Here is an 18,410-nt window from a genome sequence, read left to right as displayed (position 1 = left end):
GAGGCGACCGTTTATCGAAACACACTGGTTTATTCTGCGCTTAGTTTTTGTTGATCGACTGTTTTTCGTTGAACGACTGCGACTAGTTAAGCAATTGGCTCTAGTTGGTCAATTGGCCAACGCGGCGTGGCATGAACAGACAAATCAGCCGTTTCACCATTTTTAAGGCGTTGCATACCCGCGTAAGCAATCATCGCACCGTTATCAGTACAGAACTCAGTGCGTGGGTAGTACACCTCACCACCGATTTTCTTCGCCAGCGCTTCAAGCTCAATACGTAGCTGTTTGTTGGCACTTACACCACCAGCAATCACTATACGTTTCATGCCCGTTTCCGCCAAGGCACGCTTACATTTGATTACCAAGGTCGCACAAACGGCTTCTTGGAACGCGTAAGCGATATCAGCACGTGTCTGATCGTCGTTGTCATTCGCACGAATCGTGTTCGCAGCAAATGTTTTTAGACCAGAAAAGCTCATATCGAGCCCTGGACGATCGGTCATTGGACGCGGGAACTTAAAACGACCTGGAGTGCCTTTTTCTGCTAAACGAGACAGCAATGGACCACCTGGGTAATCTAAACCCATCAACTTCGCGGTCTTATCAAAAGCTTCACCGGCCGCATCATCAATCGATTCACCAAGAATTCGATACTCGCCGATGCCTTTCACTTCTACCATCATGGTATGTCCGCCAGAAACCAGCAGAGCCACAAATGGGAATGGTGGCGGGTTATCTTCTAACATTGGCGCAAGAAGGTGACCTTCCATATGGTGCACTGGCACAGCAGGCACGCCCCACGCATAAGCAATACTACGACCAATGGTTGCACCCACGAGCAGTGCACCAACTAAACCTGGGCCAGCCGTGTAAGCAACACCATCAATGTCTTTGGAGGTCAAGTTAGCTTCCGCTAATGCCGCTTTAATCAATGGAATGGTCTTTTTCACGTGGTCACGTGATGCAAGTTCAGGCACCACACCACCATAATCGGCATGCAGTTTTACTTGGCTGTATAATTGATGAGAAAGCAGCCCTTGCTCATCATCATAAATCGCGATTCCTGTTTCATCACAAGAGGTTTCAATACCAATAATGCGCATAATTTTCTCGGCACGCTTTCGTCTAAAATGGGAAATTAGCGCAATATTACCCTGCCTAAGCTCTTCAAACAAATATTGTACAGACTATAATCGACAAAGTGCTTTACAAAGCCACTGTGATCGGATTAAAATTCCGCACCATTTTTGATCAAGCTGGTTAATGGCCAAACGCGAATAGAGAGTTAGCTCGATGGTAACTTCTCTGATTTGGTACTGAGTGACCAGCGATAATGAATAACCCCTGAGGTGAAAGGCATATGCCAATAGTTAAAGTACGTGAAAACGAACCGTTCGACGTTGCACTACGTCGTTTCAAGCGCTCTTGTGAAAAAGCAGGTATCCTTTCTGAAGTGCGTCGTCGTGAGCATTACGAAAAACCAACTACAGTTCGCAAACGCGCTAAAGCAGCAGCTCAAAAGCGTCACGCTAAGAAGCTAGCTCGCGAAAACGCACGTCGCGTTCGCCTGTACTAATAACTTAATCCATAAGGACTGAGTTATGGCTCTTATTGAACAACTCAAAGAAGAGCAAAAATTAGCGATGAAAGCCAAGGACAAACCGCGCCTTGGCACTATCCGCTTAGCTCTTTCAGCAATTAAGCAACGTGAAGTTGACGAACGGATCACTCTGAACGACGACGACATTCTTGCTGTATTAGTTAAAATGGTTAAGCAACGTCGCGATTCTGTTGCTCAATATGAATCGGCAAATCGTCAAGATCTTGCTGATGTGGAAAAAGCAGAAATTACTGTACTTGAAGGCTTTATGCCTCAGCCGTTAACCGAAGAAGAAGTTATTGCACTACTTGATAGCGCAATCGCCGAAGCTCAACCAGCGGGCATGCAAGACATGGGTAAAGTAATGGCTATCTTGAAACCACAAATTCAAGGGCGTGCAGATATGGGTAAAGTGAGTGGTTTAGTTCGTTCTAAACTCGCTTAATCCCAAATCAAATTGCAACAAGCCGTGCAATCCTTCGGAACGCACGGCTTGTTTGTATCTGTAACCCATTCAAACTATTATTATCCACACTCTCAGTTAGTGCATTTTTCTAAGGTTTTATGGCAGGACACATCCCGCGCAGTTTCATCGATGATCTCCTAGCACGTCTCGACATTGTCGATATTGTCGACGCACGCGTGAAACTTAAGAAAAAAGGCAAAAACTATGGTGCTTGTTGTCCATTTCACAATGAGAAAACCCCCTCTTTCAGCGTAAGCCAAGAAAAACAGTTTTATCACTGCTTTGGCTGTGGCGTACATGGCAATGCCATCGACTTCATGATGGAGTTCGAACGCCTCGATTTCGTGGAAGCGATTGAAGAGCTTGCTTCCTTTCTCGGGTTAGATGTCCCAAGAGAACAGCGCAGCGGTGAAATATCAACAACACCAAGAGCCAACAGCGAACAAAAACGTAACCTCTACGATTTGATGGGCGGAATCAGTAATTTTTACCGCTCTCAACTGAAGATCTCAGCTAACAAGCCTGCGATTGATTACCTAAAAAATCGTGGACTGTCTGGTGAAATCGTCCAGAAATTTGGTATTGGTTACGTTGCCGACGAGTGGGACCTTGTTCGTAAAAACTTCGGGCAACAAAAAGAAGCCCAAGACATGCTAGTTACTGGCGGCATGTTAATAGAAAACGATAAAGGCAACCGATACGATCGATTCCGTGGACGCGTAATGTTCCCGATTCGTGACCGTCGTGGCCGAGTGATTGGATTTGGTGGTCGTGTTTTAGAAGACGGCACGCCGAAATATCTAAACTCACCAGAAACGCCTATCTTCCATAAAGGTAAAGAGCTTTACGGCCTTTATGAAGTGATGCAAGCCTACCGTGAACCGCCTCAGATACTTGTTGTAGAAGGTTACATGGATGTCGTCGCTCTCGCGCAATATGGTGTCGATTATTCAGTAGCCTCACTGGGCACCTCAACTACAGGTGACCACGTTCAAATGTTATTCCGACAAACCAGTACCGTGGTTTGTTGTTATGATGGCGACAGAGCAGGTAAAGAAGCGGCGTGGCGCGCATTAGAAAACGCATTAGAGTTTCTAAAAACAGGTAATACGCTGAAGTTCCTATTTTTGCCTGATGGCGAAGACCCTGACAGCTATATAAGAGAACACGGTAAAGACGCTTTTGAACAACTGGTACAAAATGCGACCCCGCTCTCGACTTACTTGTTTGATAACCTCATCGAACTGCATAAGCTAAACTTAGGAACAACCGAAGGAAAATCGGCCCTGCGTGCACACGCCAGCGCCCTGATTAATAAAATCCCTGACAGTTACTTCCAAGAACTGCTCGAAAAATTACTCGATGAACGTACTGGATTTGATAACCAATTGAGACGTGCTCGCGTTCATACAAAGAACCCGACACCTCAACCGCATAAAGAGCTCAAGCGCACTCCAATGCGTGAAGTTATCGCTTTGCTTATCCAAAATCCGAGCTATGCTGATATGGTACCGGACTTATCAAGCGTCAAAGGCTTACAGTTGCCTGGACTAAGTTTATTCGTTGAAGTACTTGATAAATGCCACGCGCATCCCCATATCAACACAGGCCAATTATTAGAGCATTGGCGACATAATAAACATGAGGCACTTCTGTCTCGTCTCGCGAGCTGGGAAATCCCCCTCGACGAAGACAATCAAGAAGACATATTTTTAGATTCATTGGACAATATCCTTGCCCAGTGCGTTGAAAAACAAATTGAAAACCTGCAGGCCAAAGCAAGAAGTGTCGGTTTATCAGCCGAAGAAAAAAGGGAGCTACTAGCTTTAATGCTAGATCTAAAAGCGTAACCCTGTTTGATTAGTCAGCATTTAATAAATTTGTTAACATAATTGGTTTGCATTTGAGAATGCAACGTCCTTCACCAGACCTGAAGTTGGATATCATCTATGGATCAAAATCCGCAGTCACAGCTAAAATTACTTGTTATTAAAGGCAAGGAACAAGGCTATCTGACCTACGCCGAAGTAAACGACCACCTACCTGCAGAAATCGTGGATTCTGAACAGGTAGAAGACATCATTCAAATGATTAACGACATGGGTATCAAGGTAGTAGAAACTGCACCTGATGCTGATGATCTAGCTCTTAATGATGACGATGCCAATATAGATGAAGATGCAGCTGAAGCTGCTGCTGCTGCGCTTTCAAGCGTAGAGAGCGAGATTGGCCGTACTACTGACCCTGTTCGTATGTACATGCGTGAAATGGGCACAGTTGAGCTACTAACTCGTGAAGGCGAGATCGACATTGCTAAGCGTATTGAAGACGGTATTAATACCGTTCAACTATCCGTTGCTGAGTACCCAGGCACCATTCCATATATCTTGGAACAGTTTGACCGCGTACAAGCAGAAGAGATTCGCTTAACAGACCTAATCAATGGCTTTGTTGACCCAGACGACGATGGCACAGCTGCGCCAACGGCAACACACATCGGTTCAGAACTTGCTGAAACTGATCTGGAAGACGAAGACAAAGAAGAAGCTGAAGACGACGAGGAAGAGGAAGAAGAAGATACAGGTATTGATCCTGAGCTTGCTCTTGAGAAGTTTACAGCGCTTCGTACTAGCTACCAAAACCGTCAGCTAGCAATCAATGAATACGGCCACGAAAGCCCGAAAGCAACGATTGCAACAACAATGATGCAAGACGTATTCAAAGAATTCCGTCTGACACCAAAACAGTTTGACTACCTAGTAAATGAACTTCGCACTTCAATGGATCGTGTACGTACTCAAGAACGCCTAATCATGCGTCAAACGGTTGAGTACGGCAAAATGCCGAAGAAATCATTCATTGCCTTATTTACTGGCAACGAATCTAGCGAAGCATGGTTGGATGAAGTTCTTGCTTCAGATAAGCCATACGCAGAAAAAATTAAACGTAACGAGCACGACATTCGTCGTTCTATCCAAAAACTGGATATGATCGAACGCGAAACCTCTCTTACTGTTCAAAGCATTAAAGACATCAGCCGTCGTATGTCTATCGGTGAAGCGAAAGCTCGTCGTGCGAAGAAAGAGATGGTTGAGGCGAACTTACGTCTAGTAATCTCGATTGCTAAGAAGTACACAAACCGTGGTCTACAATTCCTGGATCTAATCCAAGAAGGTAACATCGGTCTGATGAAAGCCGTAGATAAGTTTGAATACCGTCGTGGTTACAAGTTCTCTACTTACGCTACGTGGTGGATCCGTCAAGCAATCACTCGTTCGATTGCCGACCAAGCTCGTACTATCCGTATTCCGGTTCACATGATCGAAACGATCAACAAACTAAACCGTATCTCTCGTCAAATGCTACAAGAGATGGGTCGTGAACCACTTCCGGAAGAATTGGCTGAACGCATGCAAATGCCTGAAGACAAGATCCGCAAAGTACTGAAAATCGCTAAAGAGCCTATCTCAATGGAGACACCAATCGGTGACGACGAAGATTCGCACCTAGGTGATTTCATCGAGGATACAACTCTTGAGCTTCCTTTAGACTCAGCAACGGCAACCAGCCTACGCGGTGCAACTAAAGACGTTCTTGCGGGCCTAACTCCTCGTGAAGCTAAAGTACTACGTATGCGTTTCGGTATCGACATGAACACAGACCACACTCTTGAAGAAGTGGGTAAGCAGTTCGACGTAACTCGTGAGCGTATCCGTCAAATCGAAGCAAAAGCACTACGTAAACTTCGTCACCCAAGCCGTTCAGAAACTCTGCGCAGCTTCCTAGACGAGTAATCACACGCTTTAATGTGATTAGCTTTTAAGCTTAAAATAGAAAAGGTGAGCGTTGGCTCACCTTTTTTGTGCCTACATGATTTAAGTGGCTAAGATGTAAGCGGAATTGGCCCCTATAGTGTCTAGACACCATTGAGCGCTTCCCCTATAATCTATGCCCTACGGCCCCTTAGCTCAGTGGTTAGAGCGCACGACTCATAATCGTTCGGTCCCCAGTTCAAATCTGGGAGGGGCCACCAAATTAGAAAAGCCAGAACAGTTTATACTGCTCTGGCTTTTTGCTTTTCTGAAGCAGTACAACTCAATAGCTATATTTCCTACAAATAGCGAATCGTCCCGAACACAATTCCAATTGCCTCTCTGTGACTGAGCTTACTTTTCTTTTATAAAAAAATCGGCAATATGAGAGTACACAAATCATTCAATAGTTCAGGGAAGACTCATGAAAGACGAAACGCTCTCGATTCACTTCGGCTACGAAACCGATCCAACAACCAAATCGGTTGCTACTCCTATTTACCAAACCGTTGCTTATGAATTCGATGATGCACAACATGGTGCCGACCTGTTTAACCTTGCAGTACCAGGTAATATCTACACTCGTATTATGAACCCAACCAATGATGTGTTGGAAAAGCGCATGGCAGCCTTAGAAGGTGGTATTGCCGGATTAGTGGTGAGTGCTGGCAGCGCTGCGATCAACTACGCGATTCAAACGTTGGCCCAAATCGGCGACAACATCGTTTCAACTCCTCAGCTTTACGGCGGTACTTACACCCTATTTGCTCATATGTTACCAAACCAAGGGATTGAAGTTCGCTTTGCAAAAGACGACAAGCCTGAGAGCTTAGCCGCGCTGATCGATGAAAAAACCAAAGCGGTCTACTGTGAGAGTATCGGTAACCCAGCAGGCAATATCATCGACTTAGAACGTGTGGCAGAGCTTGCTCACGCACAAGGTGTACCTGTGATTGTTGATAATACGGTGGCGACACCAGTGCTATGCAAACCTATCGACTTTGGTGCCGATATCGTGGTTCACTCACTCACCAAATACGTTGGTGGTCACGGAACAACGTTGGGTGGTGTTATTGTCGATTCAGGTAAATTCCCATGGGCAGAACACAAAGATCGCTTCCCCGTGTTTAATCAGCCAGAACCTTCTTACCACGGTGTGGTTTATACCGAGGCTTTTGGCGAAGCCGCGTTTATTGGTCGTGCTCGAACGGTTCCACTGCGTAATACGGGTGCTGCGCTGTCGCCAATGAATGCCTTCATGCTAATGCAAGGTCTAGAAACTTTATCGCTACGCATGGAGCGACACACAGAGAATGCACTGAAAGTAGCTGAGTACCTTCAGCAACATGAGAAAGTGAGTTGGGTGAGCTACGCGGGTTTACCAACGTCTGAGTTCTATCCGCTGGCTGAGAAATACATGCAAGGTAAGCCGTCTGCCATTTTATCTTTTGGCTTGAAAGATGGTTATGAAGCAGGTGTTCGTTTCTATGATGCTCTACAAATCTTCAAGCGCTTGGTGAACATCGGCGATGCAAAATCTCTCGCTTGTCACCCTGCCTCTACAACACACCGTCAATTAAGCGAAGCGGAACAAAAGCAAGCTGGTGTATCACCAGAGATGATTCGCCTCTCAGTAGGCATTGAGCATATTGACGATATCTTGGCTGACCTAGAGCAAGCACTTAGCGCTTAATGACGCTACCGCTAGCTCTAACACTGATCGTTAATTAACAGACACAAAAAAAGCCCATCACAGGATGGGCTTCTTATTATCTAATTTTCTTAGATGGGCTAACGATTACTCAACCGTTACTGCTTTCGCAAGGTTACGAGGTTGGTCAACATCGGTACCCTTGATTAGCGCTACGTGGTAAGACAACAGCTGCATTGGTACTGTGTAGTAGATAGGTGCTGTTACTTCACTTACGTGAGGCATCTTGATGATCTTCATGTTCTCATCGCTTTCAAAGCCTGCATCTTCATCTGCGAATACGTAAAGTAGACCGCCACGAGCACGTACTTCTTCAACGTTTGATTTCAGCTTCTCTAGCAAGTCGTTGCTTGGTGCAATAACCACAACAGGCATATCTGCATCGATAAGAGCCAAAGGACCGTGCTTAAGCTCACCAGCCGCGTAGGCTTCTGCGTGAATGTAAGAGATCTCTTTCAGCTTAAGAGACGCTTCCATCGCGATTGGGTAGAACTCACCACGACCCAAGAACAGTGTGTGGTGCTTATCTGCAAAATCAGGTGCTAGCGCTTCGATCTCTTTATCAAACGCTAATGCTTTCTCGATATCAGCAGGCAGTTGATGCAGTGCTTGAACGATCTCTGCTTCTTTCTCTTCATTGATGCGACCTTGCAGGCGACCAATTGACGTTACCATCATCAGCATAGCCGCTAGTTGAGTTGTGAAAGCTTTAGTAGAAGCAACACCGATCTCTGTTCCTGCGCGAGTCATGAAGGCAAAATCAGATTCACGAACTAACGAAGAACCTGCAACGTTACAGATAGTCATTGCTGACATGTAACCTTTTTCTTTTGCAAGACGAAGTGCAGCAAGCGTATCAGCCGTTTCACCAGATTGAGACAGAGTTACCAATAGGCTGTTCGGGCGAACAACGAAGTCACGGTAACGGAACTCAGAAGCGATCTCTACGTCACAACTCACGCCAGCTAGAGATTCAAACCAGTAGCGAGCCGCCATACCTGAGTTGTAAGACGTACCACATGCGATGATCTGCACGTGTTCAACCTTGCTTAGGATCTCTTCTGCCTTAACACCAATTGCATTAGTGATAACAGACGTTTCAGAGATGCGACCTTCCATCGTGTTGATTAACGCTGTTGGCTGTTCAAAGATCTCTTTCTGCATGAAGTGACGGTATTGACCTTTATCACCCGCATCGTGTTCTGCATTTGACTCAACGATGTCACGTTCAACACGCTCACCCGCTACATCAAATACCGTAACATCACGACGAGTTACCTCAGCAACATCACCTTCTTCAAGGTACATGAAGCGACGAGTTACACTTAGTAGTGCCAATTGATCAGATGCTAGGAAGTTCTCACCAACACCGAAACCGATAACAATCGGGCTACCAGAACGAGCCACAACAATACGGCTAGGATCTTTACGATCAACAGCTACCGTGCCGTATGCACCGTCTAATTGTTTTGCTGTTTTTTGCAGTGCTTCAACCAAAGAGTCTGATGTGCGCAATTCCCACTCAACTAGGTGAGCAATAACTTCAGTATCCGTTTGTGAAGTAAACACGTAACCACGCTCTTGCAATAGAACGCGCAGTGCTTCGTGGTTTTCGATAATGCCATTGTGTACAACGGCAATATCGCCAGACATGTGTGGGTGTGCGTTCGCTTCAGATGGCTCACCGTGTGTCGCCCAACGAGTATGAGCGATACCTGTACCGCCAATCACTTGTTGCTCTTCTACTGCGTCAGCTAGCTCTTGTACTTTACCTAGGCGGCGTACACGAGTTAGGTTAGATTCAGTATCGACGACAGCGACACCAGCTGAATCGTAGCCACGGTATTCTAGACGACGAAGGCCTTCTACTAAAATTTCAGCTACATCACGCTGTGCTACTGCACCAACAATTCCACACATAGTTTTACTCCATCAATTTCGTTTATTCCTACTGGCAGCAAGCAAAGGCCATATCTTCAATAGATCAATTATAGGAAGTTAAATGCACAATAATTTAAATTAGGTTTAGGTTGGATCCGTTAGGATCACTCGAACGTCATGTGATTCAATACTTGCTTGGGATTCTTTACCCAAGTCTGTATCTGTTATCAAAATATCGATGTGTTCCCACGCTAGTTCCAAATTAGGGATCTTTCGTCCCACTTTTTCAGACTCAACCATCACGATGACTTCTCGTGACACTTCAGCCATAACTTTGCTCAGACCAATCAATTCATTGAAAGTAGTCGTTCCTCTATCAAGGTCGATACCATCAGCACCAATGAACAATTGGTCAAAATCGTAAGCACGAAGTACCGACTCTGCGACCTTGCCTTGGAAAGAATCCGAATGGGTATCCCAAGTACCACCCGTCATTAATAATGTCGGTTCACTTTCAAGCTCATTAAGCGCATTAGCCACGTGCAACGAGTTGGTCATAACAACCAAACCACGCTTAGTATTAAGTTGCTGGATTAAGGCACCTGTCGTACTACCACTATCAATCACAATACGATTATGGTCACGAATCAAATCTGCAGCGGCTTTTGCTAGTGAAATCTTTCGAGTCGAAACTTTTTGACCCAGTTCTTCGTTCACAACCTCTTTCGGCAATGAAATCGCACCACCATAACGGCGTAAAAGCTGACCGTTTTTCTCTAAAGACGCTAAGTCCTTTCTAATAGTGACTTCTGAGGTTTCAAACTTAGCGGATAATTCATCAACACTAACCTCCCCCTTTTCATTCACTAGGTTAGAAATTGCATGTCTTCTGAGCTGGGTGTTTCGTTTCGACATTTAAAAAAGGCCAATAAGTTTCGATATGAAACACATTATAGTTACAACGAAACTATTTAGTCCATTTATTTTGATCCAAAAAATTAATAAATAGCGATGAAACCTTGTCCTAAGACAATTGTTAAGCAGTGATATTGAAGTCATTAGGTGGTAGAATCCGCACCCGAAAAGAAAAAAAATTACAGAACTGACCGTTATTTTTCTGCAACTTTCACCTGATATGTTGGTGTAAGTCACAGAAACACGACGTTGAATCAAAATCTTTTAGTCATAAAATGACTAAAATTGATGAAAGACTTACAACTCTGAAGGACATATTGGAAGTCCCACGCTTTTACACAACAGGCACAAAATGTTGATGTAGCGGGCCAATCTTCAGAACTTAAATAAATTTCAAATTGTAACAATACTTACCGGAGAGTACCTTCCATGAAAAAGACCAAAATCGTATGTACGATTGGCCCTAAAACTGAATCTGTAGAGAAGCTAACTGAACTAGTAGATGCTGGCATGAACGTTATGCGTCTTAACTTCTCTCACGGTGACTTCGCAGAGCACGGCACTCGTATCGCGAACTTCCGTACAGTAATGGAAAACAAAGGTGAGCAACTTGCTATCCTTCTAGATACTAAAGGTCCTGAAATCCGTACTATCAAGCTTGAAGATGGTAACGACGTAGATCTAGTAGCTGGTCAAGAGTTCACTTTCACAACTGACGCAACAGTTGTTGGTAACAAAGACGTAGTAGCAGTAACTTACCTAGGTTTCGCTAAAGACCTAACTGCAGGTAACACAATCCTTGTTGATGACGGCCTAATCGAAATGGAAGTTATCGCAACAACAGAAACTGAAGTTAAGTGTAAAGTTCTTAACAACGGTGCTCTAGGCGAAAACAAAGGTGTTAACCTTCCTGGCGTATCTGTTCAACTTCCAGCTCTTTCTGAGAAAGACAAAGCTGACCTTAAGTTTGGTTGTGAGCAAGGCGTTGATTTCGTAGCTGCTTCTTTCATCCGTAAAGAAGACGACGTTAAAGAAATCCGTGAGCTTCTAAACGCTAACGGTGGCGAAAACATCCACATCATTTCTAAGATTGAAAACCAAGAAGGTGTAGATAACTTCGATTCAATCCTTGAAGCTTCTGATGGCATCATGGTTGCACGTGGTGACCTAGGTGTTGAAATCCCAGCAGAAGAAGTAATCTTCGCTCAGAAAATGATGATTGAGAAGTGTAACCGTGCACGTAAGATGGTTATCACAGCAACTCAAATGCTTGACTCTATGATCAGCAACCCACGTCCAACTCGTGCAGAAGCGGGTGACGTTGCGAACGCAATCATGGATGGCACTGATGCTGTAATGCTTTCTGGTGAAACTGCTAAAGGTAAGTACCCAGTTGAAGCTGTTACTATCATGGCTCAAATCGCGAACCGCACTGATTCAGCTCTTAAAGCTGAGCTAGGTTCTCGTCTAGACAGCCCACGTCTACGCATCACTGAAGCAGTATGTAAAGGCGCTGTAGACACAGCAGAGAAGCTAGCTGCTCCTCTAATCGTTGTTGCAACTGAAGGCGGTAAGTCTGCACGTTCAGTACGTAAGTACTTCCCAACAGCAAACATCCTTGCTCTAACAACTAACGAAAAGACAGCTGCACAGCTAGTTCTTACTAAAGGTGTTAAACCAGTTCTTGTTGACTCTATCGAGAACACAGACACGTTCTACATCAACGGTAAAGAAATCGCTCTACAATCTGGCCTAGGTAACAAAGGCGATATCGTAGTAATGGTTTCTGGCGCTCTAGTGGCTTCTGGTACTACAAACACGGCATCTGTTCACGTTCTATAAGAATGAACCGATTCGCATAAAAATATAAAAGAGGGCTTCGGCCCTCTTTTTTTATGAAACAAATCTTGCCTAACTTTTCAGTACGCTATATTATCAAACAATATAGAACTACGTACTGTTAATATCCAATGGCTCTTTCCAAGAGATGGATTAGCAGACTAGAAATCAAATATACATGAGGTTTGTAATGTCTAGTCCTACTCTCACTGACAAAGTATCAAAGATGATTCGCCAAGATATTCTCAACGGTGAATTAACCCCAGGTCAAAAGCTCGTTGTTGCTGATCTAAAAAATAGATACAACGTTGGTGCATCTCCAATTCGTGAAGCCCTAGTGCAATTGTCTTGGAGTAAATACGTCAAACTAGAGCCACAAAAAGGCTGTTGGGTTTCTCCTGTTTCAAAGAAAGAACTCAATGATCTTTACGAAAGCCTTCGTGTTGTCTCTTCTGTTTTACTTAAGAAAGCGATTTCTGCAGGCGATGAAAGCTGGGAACTAGAAGTACTGACGTCTTACCATAAACTGTCACGCGTCCAACATGTATCAGAAGAGTTTGATTGTGTTGAGTGGGAAGAACGCCACCAACGATTTCATGCAGCATTGCTCGAAGGTGCAGACTCAGAGAACATGTTTAAGTTCTTTGACGACCTGATTAACCAAGTAAAGCGCTACCGTTTTCTAGCTATGTCAGCAGAAACTGTCGCTGATGATCTGTTCAATATTGATGAACACGAAATGATCATGAAGTTAGTATTGGCTAAAAATATTGAACAAGCGACAGAACTACTCGATCAGCATTTACTAGGCTCAATGAAACGTATTGAAGAGATTATCGAAGCCGCATAATACAAAAATAAGCTTTGATCATATAAAAACGGAGCCTAATAGCTCCGTTTTTTGTTTCCAGCATTACAACTGAACTACCACCCAAAAAACTCTTTATGATGAGTATTGAGCAGCACAACCATAGGTAAAAAATACAACGCACTGAGTTGAAAACCAAGAATGGCCAATGCACCTATAGTTAATCTCACTAAAAAATCGACAAACATACCACGCCTCTTTTAACCAGACAGTATGATCCCCAAACTCTTGCTCCTGCTAACCTAATTCTACTGCTGCCAATCAACTAATTGATAAGGCTAGATAACCAGTTGAATTACGTTAACGGTGTCGTCCTTTACATCTGGTAAACACTTTAATTTACTGTTCCGCTCTATACGGTCCAATTCGAAGCAAGGTAGTTTACTTATCGTTCAGTTTAGCTCAAATTATCACCAGCATTAGACTTTAGTCTAACTGTAAGGATTTCGTGACACAGATCGCTCAAAAGTGAGATTCATAGAAATAGCACCTACCAAAGTGCTGGTTATGACGAGAAAAAGTCGAGTTAAAGTTGGGATCAAAGCGTGGATCTCATGTAGGGTTTAAGAGCGACGTTAAGGCGTTAGACAGATCGAGAGTAGGCAATTATCTACTTGTTTGGTCTAATGAACCAATAAGATAACTACGCCACATCAGCATGACTTGGACACATTGAAACAGTATTACGCCCAGACGATTTTGAGTCATAAAGCCCGACATCAGCGCATTTATATGAACGAGTGCTGTTACTCGTTAAATCCGTAAAGCCAACGCTCACTGTCACTTTAGTACCAACAGACAGTTCTATCTCTATTCGCAAGCGATCCAATACACGTTGAGCTTCAGATAATGAAGTGTGTGGCATCAGAAGGGCAAACTCTTCACCACCGACCCTAGCAACAAAGTCAGTACTACGAAGACTGTCTTGCAAAATCTTAGCAACACAAGCAATCACACGGTCACCTTCATCATGGCCAAGCTCGTCGTTAATTCGCTTAAAGTTATCGATATCGACTAAGGCTAAACAAGTGGTCGCTTCATTAGGGTAACGCTCGACCAAACGAGAATAATACGCGAGCTGTTCTTCGAACTTACGTCGGTTCCAAAGGTTACTCAAAGAGTCTCTCTCACTGAGTACACGCAAACGCACTTCAAGCTCTTTTCTGACAGAAATATCGACTAAGGAAGTAATATAATAGCTGACCTTTCCAGAGCTATTTTTAACCGCTTGGACTCTCATGATCGCGGTGAAAGGAATACGCAGTTTGTTCTTACACTCTACTTCACCTTCCCAGACTTCTTCTTGCTCTAAATGACTCCAGATATCAGAACTTGAGAGCACTTGGTCGGTATTCTCAAGCAATAGCTGCAATGCATTCTTTCCGATAACTTGAGTTTTGCTGTACCCAGTCATGTTCTCAAATTCGTTATTGATCATCATAGTACGGTGGTGCCTATCTGAGATCATCACAGCGGACATACCATTCAAAGCGGCGCGCGCCAACTTACTCTCTAAACTACGACGTCGATAATGAGTCACTAAATAAGCAAACGGGAACGCAAAAACCAGTACCGTCAGTAACACAAACACCTCTTCTTGAGAGAGGTCACTTAGGCTTTGTTCAGCCCTATCCATCAATTGCTTCTGATCAAGATGGATCAGTAGATGGATTTTTTGATTATTGGCGAGCATAACGGTGTTAAACGCAAACAAATTACCATCTTCGAAAACGTACCCTATCTGATCGCTACTGATTGCTTGCCACGTTTTCGGGGCAATATTTTTCAGGTTGTGCCCTTTCCTTTCAGAAATAGCATCACCAAATAGCTTATTACTATTGCTGCTTGCGATGTAGTAGCCCGCCTCATTAATGACTTCGGCTCTTAAGTCATTGTCTGGTGAAAAACTAAGACGTGACGATAATCCCCATACATCGAGGTTGATAACAAGATAGCCAACTCGCTTCTCTGGTGTTTCCACAGGCGTAAATACGTGGATTACTGGCATATAGGGGAAAGTTAGCTCACCGTGCTCCGTTTCAAGCTCAATTCCCCAGCCGCCAATTTGTTCGGCCTCTAAGTTTTGAGCATGTTGGAAATAGCTTGAATCAGACTTGTTTTGTAACTCTTCTGGGATTGTCACCTTTCCAGTGTCTGACGAGTAATTCACTCGAACTAGCTCTTTACCAGTGATATCCAATAAGTGAATCTGGGTATACCATTTCTGATTGACGAGAACAGATTGCCAGACCTCTTCGAGTAGATCTTTGGTTCGTTCCGACGGGGATTCGGCAAAATTGACAAGACTTTGGCTTTGGCTGAGCAGCCCCATTACTGAAACTAATTGAGTCTTAAGCAGATCGTAATCTCGCTTGGCATAAACGAGTTGATGGACAGCTTGTTTCGCTGAGTAGTCGAAGCTCTGCTGTTTAACTTCTTTGTAGCGCTGTAAGTAATAAAGGGCAACGGCAGAACAGAGTGTGATTGAGATAATTAGTAATGTAATTATTGATTTTTTATTTCTCATTACTAGCTCAGGAGGAAAAATAGAGCGGAGGATTATAGCACTCTATAAAATTAACAAAATAAAAGCCGCCTAAAAAAGCGGCTTAAAAGCTGTTTTTAAAAGATTTATTGTTTAGGCTTTCAACGCTCGCTCACCGCGAGCAATACCAACAACACCGCTTCTAGCGACTTCAAGCACTTCTGTTACTTCAGACAATGCCTGAATGAAGGCATCAAGTTTCTCGCTAGTACCAGCCATTTGAACAGTGTACTGAGACGCGGTTACATCCACAATCTGTCCACGGAAAATATCTGCGGTACGTTTAACTTCAGCACGAGCAAAACCACTCGCACGTACTTTTACCATCAATAATTCACGTTCAATGTGCTCAAGTTCAGAGACTTCTTGTACTTTCAGTACATCGATAAGCTTATGTAGCTGTTTCTGGATCTGCTCAAGCTGCATTTCGCTTGAATTAGTGGTGACGTTCAAACGAGAAAGTGTTGGATCATCGGTCGGAGATACATTCAAAGACTCAATGTTATAGCCACGCTGAGAAAACAGACCAACCACTCGAGAAAGTGCACCAGGTTGGTTTTCCATTAATAGTGAAATAATGTGTCTCATATTATGTTCTCTCCGTTTTACTTAGCCACATGTTGTCCATACCCTCGCCTTTGATCTGCATTGGGTATACGTGCTCGGTGTCATCCACACTGATATCGACAAATACCAAACGGTCTTTCATCGCTAGTGCTTTTTCCAAACCTGATTCCAGTTCATCCGGAGATGAAATACGCATACCAACATGGCCATAAGCCTCGGCAATTGCAGCGAAATCAGGAACAGAGTCCATATATGAATTAGAGTAACGACCTTGATAAACAATGTCTTGCCACTGTTTTACCATGCCTAAGAAACGGTTGTTAAGGTTAATAATCTTAACTGGAATATTGTATTGCAGTGCAGTCGACAGCTCTTGGATATTCATTTGAATACTACCGTCACCAGTTACTACAACCACCTCTTCATCTGGTTTAGCAAACTTAACGCCCATACCTGCAGGTAGACCAAAACCCATCGTGCCTAGACCACCGGAGTTAATCCAACGGCGTGGCTTGTTAAACGGGTAATACAAAGCAGCAAACATTTGGTGTTGGCCTACATCAGAAGCAACATAAGCATCGCCATTGGTTACTTTATGCAGTGTTTCAATAACTTGTTGTGGCTTAATTCTCTCAGATGATTTCTCATAAGCTAAACAGTCGCGTTCTTGCCACTGTTTAATTTCACTCCACCAGCTTTCCATCGCTTGCGCATCGTTACTTCCACCTTGTTCAACAAGCAGGTTGACCATGCTCTCTAGAACTTTCTCCGCTGAGCCTACAATCGGTAGGTCCACTTTCACGTTCTTAGAGATAGAAGATGGATCGATATCAATGTGCATGATCTTCGCATCAGGGCAGTACTTATCCAGGTTATTGGTCGTTCGATCATCGAAACGCACGCCAATACCAAAGATCAAATCTGCGTTGTGCATTGCCATGTTGGCTTCATACAAACCGTGCATGCCCAACATACCCAAAGAGTTTCTATGGGTGCCCGGAAAAGCGCCAAGCCCCATTAGGGTGCTAACCACGGGTAAATTCAATGCCTCTGCTAATGTTAACAGTGGCTTATCAGCCTCAGAAATAACCGCACCACCACCGACATAAAGTACTGGCTTCTTCGCTTCAAGGAGTGCTTTTAATGCTTTCTTGATTTGACCTTTATGACCCGTAACCGTTGGGTTATACGAACGCATCTTCAGCGTTTCTGGGTATTCATAAGGAAGCTTGATTTGTGGGTTTAAAATGTCTTTAGGCAGATCAATAACCACAGGACCAGGACGTCCTGTCGTTGAAATATAGAATGCTTTTTTAACGACTTCAGGGATATCTTCCGCTTTCTTCACGAGGAAGCTGTGCTTAACGATCGGACGGGATACGCCCACGATGTCACACTCTTGAAAGGCGTCGTTACCAATAAGGTTATTTGGTACGTTACCAGAAATAACAATCATTGGGATTGAGTCCATGTAGGCTGTTGCGATACCAGTAACGGTATTGGTTGCGCCTGGACCAGAACATACCAGTACTACACCAGGTTTACCGGTAGAACGAGTATAGCCATCGGCCATATGGGTCGCGGCTTGTTCGTGTCTTACTAATACGTGTTTAATTTCAGCAGTTTTAGCATGCAGTGCATCATAGATATCAAGTACAGAACCACCTGGGTAACCAAAGATTTGTTCTACACCCTCTTCAATTAGAGACTGCACCACCATCTCAGCGCCGGATAACATTGCTGTTTCAGGTTTTGTTGTCATATTGCTCTCCTCATCAGTTTCCAATCATATTTGGTGAACATGTTGGGCTGATTTTTCATAGTCTAGGGCTTATTCGTAGCCTAATTCGAAATACTTCCACTTTTTCGGCTATGGCTGTCTGTAGTGATAACAACAAACAGTAATACGAAACAACTTTAACGCTTTATTATCATCTGGTCTAACACCTGTTATCTGACAATCGTGGTAAAAAACCAACTATCAGCTCAAAGCATTAAATAAAACCTAAACTAAGCCCATTAAATAGCTATAACAACTAGATTGACCAACAAAAAAAGCACTTAATATTTAAATGAATCGCTATTTATCTATAAATAACAGCTTAATCAGTGTGCGCTTTCGCACATTGTGTTGGATCGCTAGACACAAAAAATCCCCCTAAAAATGCAATCACATTCGTAGGGGGATTTTTGAACAACTGAAAAT

General features: G+C 43.8%; 13 protein-coding genes and 1 tRNA gene. 8 read left to right on the top strand and 6 right to left on the bottom strand.

Translation table 11 applies throughout. The annotated features are described in order from the left end of the window. Positions 1 to 86: 86 nt before the first annotated feature. Positions 87 to 1,103 (bottom strand): tRNA (adenosine(37)-N6)-threonylcarbamoyltransferase complex transferase subunit TsaD, encoded by a 1,017-nt coding sequence (gene tsaD / locus L8S15_RS09200; protein WP_010434613.1) that lies wholly within the window; start codon positions 1,101 to 1,103, stop codon positions 87 to 89. A 257-nt stretch (positions 1,104 to 1,360) separates the two neighbouring features. Here tsaD and rpsU point away from each other — a divergent pair, with 257 nt between their 5' ends. The 6 genes from rpsU (at position 1,361) to L8S15_RS09170 (ending at position 7,571) form a co-directional block, all read left to right on the top strand. Continuing rightward, on the top strand, positions 1,361 to 1,576 hold the full coding sequence (gene rpsU, locus L8S15_RS09195) for a 30S ribosomal protein S21 (RefSeq protein WP_004396009.1): 216 nt from the start codon (positions 1,361 to 1,363) through the stop codon (positions 1,574 to 1,576). A 25-nt stretch (positions 1,577 to 1,601) separates the two neighbouring features. Beyond that, the gene (locus L8S15_RS09190; protein ID WP_010434610.1) at positions 1,602 to 2,045 is read left to right on the top strand and encodes a GatB/YqeY domain-containing protein; all 444 of its coding nucleotides are present in this window, start codon (positions 1,602 to 1,604) and stop codon (positions 2,043 to 2,045) included. Between the two features lie 119 nt (positions 2,046 to 2,164). After that, complete coding sequence (gene dnaG, locus L8S15_RS09185) at positions 2,165 to 3,916, top strand: DNA primase (protein WP_010434609.1); 1,752 nt, start codon at positions 2,165 to 2,167, stop codon at positions 3,914 to 3,916. A gap of 99 nt (positions 3,917 to 4,015) precedes the next feature. Beyond that, positions 4,016 to 5,860 carry an RNA polymerase sigma factor RpoD gene (gene rpoD, locus L8S15_RS09180; RefSeq protein ID WP_010434608.1) on the top strand — a complete coding sequence of 615 codons (1,845 nt, stop codon included), beginning with the start codon at positions 4,016 to 4,018 and terminating at the stop codon, positions 5,858 to 5,860. A 163-nt stretch (positions 5,861 to 6,023) separates the two neighbouring features. Further along, positions 6,024 to 6,099 (top strand) — tRNA-Ile (locus L8S15_RS09175). A gap of 203 nt (positions 6,100 to 6,302) precedes the next feature. Beyond that, entirely contained in the window at positions 6,303 to 7,571 is a 1,269-nt protein-coding gene (locus tag L8S15_RS09170) for an O-acetylhomoserine aminocarboxypropyltransferase/cysteine synthase (RefSeq protein ID WP_010434545.1), read from the top strand. 105 nt (positions 7,572 to 7,676) lie between these two features. Here L8S15_RS09170 and glmS read toward each other — a convergent pair whose 3' ends face one another. Further along, positions 7,677 to 9,509 carry a glutamine--fructose-6-phosphate transaminase (isomerizing) gene (gene glmS, locus L8S15_RS09165; protein ID WP_280572777.1) on the bottom strand — a complete coding sequence of 611 codons (1,833 nt, stop codon included), beginning with the start codon at positions 9,507 to 9,509 and terminating at the stop codon, positions 7,677 to 7,679. A gap of 105 nt (positions 9,510 to 9,614) precedes the next feature. Then, positions 9,615 to 10,385 (bottom strand): DeoR family transcriptional regulator, encoded by a 771-nt coding sequence (locus L8S15_RS09160; RefSeq protein WP_010434523.1) that lies wholly within the window; start codon positions 10,383 to 10,385, stop codon positions 9,615 to 9,617. 429 nt (positions 10,386 to 10,814) lie between these two features. Between L8S15_RS09160 and pykF the strand changes: the two genes are divergently transcribed. Further along, the gene (pykF, locus tag L8S15_RS09155) at positions 10,815 to 12,227 is read left to right on the top strand and encodes a pyruvate kinase PykF (RefSeq protein WP_010434521.1); all 1,413 of its coding nucleotides are present in this window, start codon (positions 10,815 to 10,817) and stop codon (positions 12,225 to 12,227) included. A 175-nt stretch (positions 12,228 to 12,402) separates the two neighbouring features. Then, positions 12,403 to 13,074: a GntR family transcriptional regulator gene (locus L8S15_RS09150; protein WP_080572722.1), complete on the top strand. Its 672-nt coding sequence runs from the start codon at positions 12,403 to 12,405 to the stop codon at positions 13,072 to 13,074. Between the two features lie 661 nt (positions 13,075 to 13,735). Here L8S15_RS09150 and L8S15_RS09145 read toward each other — a convergent pair. From L8S15_RS09145 to L8S15_RS09135, 3 genes are all read right to left on the bottom strand, one after another. Next, positions 13,736 to 15,619 (bottom strand): diguanylate cyclase, encoded by a 1,884-nt coding sequence (locus tag L8S15_RS09145; RefSeq protein WP_016789709.1) that lies wholly within the window; start codon positions 15,617 to 15,619, stop codon positions 13,736 to 13,738. Positions 15,620 to 15,730: 111 nt separating this feature from the next. Continuing rightward, positions 15,731 to 16,225 (bottom strand): acetolactate synthase small subunit, encoded by a 495-nt coding sequence (ilvN, locus tag L8S15_RS09140; protein WP_008219984.1) that lies wholly within the window; start codon positions 16,223 to 16,225, stop codon positions 15,731 to 15,733. Position 16,226: 1 nt separating this feature from the next. Next, on the bottom strand, positions 16,227 to 17,966 hold the full coding sequence (locus L8S15_RS09135; RefSeq protein ID WP_016788295.1) for an acetolactate synthase 3 large subunit: 1,740 nt from the start codon (positions 17,964 to 17,966) through the stop codon (positions 16,227 to 16,229). Between the last annotated feature and the right edge of the window lie 444 nt (positions 17,967 to 18,410).

The sequence above is a fragment of the Vibrio sp. S/42/10 genome, assembly GCF_029890535.1.
Classification (GTDB): Bacteria; Pseudomonadota; Gammaproteobacteria; order Enterobacterales; family Vibrionaceae; genus Vibrio; species Vibrio cyclitrophicus.
Note: the sequence above shows the minus strand (reverse complement) of the source record. Positions and strands in the feature narration are given on the sequence as shown.

Bases quoted from the DNA above. Each gene is read 5' to 3' on its own strand.
- glmS (WP_280572777.1), bottom strand. From the start codon at position 9,509: ATGTGTGGAATTGTTGGTGCAGTAGCACAGCGTGATGTAGCTGAAATT.
- dnaG (WP_010434609.1), top strand. From the start codon at position 2,165: ATGGCAGGACACATCCCGCGCAGTTTCATCGATGATCTCCTAGCACGT.
- ilvN (WP_008219984.1), bottom strand. From the start codon at position 16,225: ATGAGACACATTATTTCACTATTAATGGAAAACCAACCTGGTGCACTT.
- L8S15_RS09145 (WP_016789709.1), bottom strand. From the start codon at position 15,619: ATGAGAAATAAAAAATCAATAATTACATTACTAATTATCTCAATCACA.
- pykF (WP_010434521.1), top strand. From the start codon at position 10,815: ATGAAAAAGACCAAAATCGTATGTACGATTGGCCCTAAAACTGAATCT.
- L8S15_RS09160 (WP_010434523.1), bottom strand. From the start codon at position 10,385: ATGTCGAAACGAAACACCCAGCTCAGAAGACATGCAATTTCTAACCTA.
- tsaD (WP_010434613.1), bottom strand. From the start codon at position 1,103: ATGCGCATTATTGGTATTGAAACCTCTTGTGATGAAACAGGAATCGCG.
- L8S15_RS09190 (WP_010434610.1), top strand. From the start codon at position 1,602: ATGGCTCTTATTGAACAACTCAAAGAAGAGCAAAAATTAGCGATGAAA.
- L8S15_RS09170 (WP_010434545.1), top strand. From the start codon at position 6,303: ATGAAAGACGAAACGCTCTCGATTCACTTCGGCTACGAAACCGATCCA.
- rpoD (WP_010434608.1), top strand. From the start codon at position 4,016: ATGGATCAAAATCCGCAGTCACAGCTAAAATTACTTGTTATTAAAGGC.
- rpsU (WP_004396009.1), top strand. From the start codon at position 1,361: ATGCCAATAGTTAAAGTACGTGAAAACGAACCGTTCGACGTTGCACTA.
- L8S15_RS09150 (WP_080572722.1), top strand. From the start codon at position 12,403: ATGAGGTTTGTAATGTCTAGTCCTACTCTCACTGACAAAGTATCAAAG.
- L8S15_RS09135 (WP_016788295.1), bottom strand. From the start codon at position 17,966: ATGACAACAAAACCTGAAACAGCAATGTTATCCGGCGCTGAGATGGTG.